Here is a 1,422-nt window from a genome sequence, read left to right as displayed (position 1 = left end):
TGTGTCGTCCTGAAATAAGTTGACCGTTTGAAGTTAGTCCGCCACTGCGTTGACCGCTTTTTGGGTAATCCTAAGATAGCTCATTTTGCGCTTACTGGCACGGGTGGTTTGTAGTAGTTTTTCCATCGTCTTTCCAACGGCCCCCAACTGCCGTGGGCCTCGTTGGGGCTCTGCATGTCGCAGCTCAGATGCGGCCGTTTATAGTTGTAGAGAAAGACGGCTTGCTCGAGATGTTGCGCCGCTTCTCCCAGTGAATGAACCGGTTGCTGGCTCAGATACTCTTGCTTGAGAATACCGTTGACGCGCTCGGCGATGGCATTTTCCAGCGGATCAGAGTTCTCCGTCATGCTCACCTGGATGTGATAGGGAGCCAGGACCTCTAAGTATTCTTGACTACAATACTGAATGCCGCGGTCGCTGTGGTGAATTAAGTCCCGCCCCGCCCGTTTACTGATTTGCTGCAGGGCCATCTCCAAAGCGCGGCGCGCGTGCACCGTGGCTAGCGTCTCGGCCACGGCGAAGCCCATGATACGCCGCGAGTAGGCGTCGGTCAGCAGCGAGATGTACAGACAGCCCGCCTGGGTGAACCAGTACGTGATATCGGCCACCCAAACCTGGTTCGGTCGCAGCGGAGTCAGCTCCCGGATCAGGTTCGGGTATTTGCGGAAGCGATGGCGGGAAAAGGTCGTCAAGGCTTTCCGGCGGCGCTTGCGAATCAGTAAGTTATGCGCCGCTAGCAGCGAGAATAGGGCATCCCGGCCCATCTTGATGCCTTGCTCGCGCAAGCCCTGTTCCAACAGGCTGTAGAGCTTGCGCCCCCCAATGCGGGGATGCTCTTGGCGCACCTTCGCCACCTGCTCGAGCACATACTGCTCGCGCTCCTGGCTGCTCCACTGCCGCATTTCGTGCTGATAATAGGCCTGCCGACTAAACCCAAGTACGCCACTGATCCGCCGCAGGCAAAAGTGCGGACAGCTTACTCGCAAGAGCTGGACTACTTGGTAGCGGACTTTTTTTCGATGCTCAGGCCCAGCTCCTGCTCGGCCACCCGGATCACGTTTTTGTAGTAGAGCACCTGCAACTCGGCTTGCTCGAGCTGTTGTTGCAACTGCTTGACCTGTCCGGTGAGCGCATCGGCATGCTGCACCACGTGCTCGACCAGCGTGGTGGGCGGCTTTTTTCGATTGTCTTCCATGGCGTGGGTACGAGCCTGCTCTTCCTGGCGGACACGTTCCAGCCACTTGGTCACGGTCGAGCGGGTGAGCACCTGGTACTTGCTCATCGCCGACTCAATCGTGTGGCGGCCGCAGTTAATCTCCTCGACCATCTGACGCATTTTCAGCTCATGCGCCTGCTTGCGAAACAAAAACAAGTGTTCCATCTGACTGAAATTGATGGTCAACCTATTTTAGGACGAGACAC

The 1,422-nt window shown here is 57.0% G+C and carries 2 protein-coding genes; both read right to left on the bottom strand.

Features of this window, described 5'->3' with window-relative positions:
* Positions 1-80 precede the first annotated feature (80 nt).
* Positions 81-986, bottom strand: a complete 906-nt coding sequence (locus KYK14_RS21855) for an IS3 family transposase (protein ID WP_243900358.1) — start codon at positions 984-986, stop codon at positions 81-83.
* A gap of 8 nt (positions 987-994) precedes the next feature.
* Positions 995-1,381: a hypothetical protein gene (locus KYK14_RS22260; protein ID WP_243900359.1), complete on the bottom strand. Its 387-nt coding sequence runs from the start codon at positions 1,379-1,381 to the stop codon at positions 995-997.
* Positions 1,382-1,422 lie beyond the last annotated feature (41 nt).

Origin of the sequence: Hymenobacter profundi, from assembly GCF_019334315.1 — a bacterium.
Taxonomy (GTDB): Bacteria; Bacteroidota; Bacteroidia; order Cytophagales; family Hymenobacteraceae; genus Hymenobacter; species Hymenobacter profundi.
This window is presented reverse-complemented; position numbering and strand designations above follow the sequence as displayed.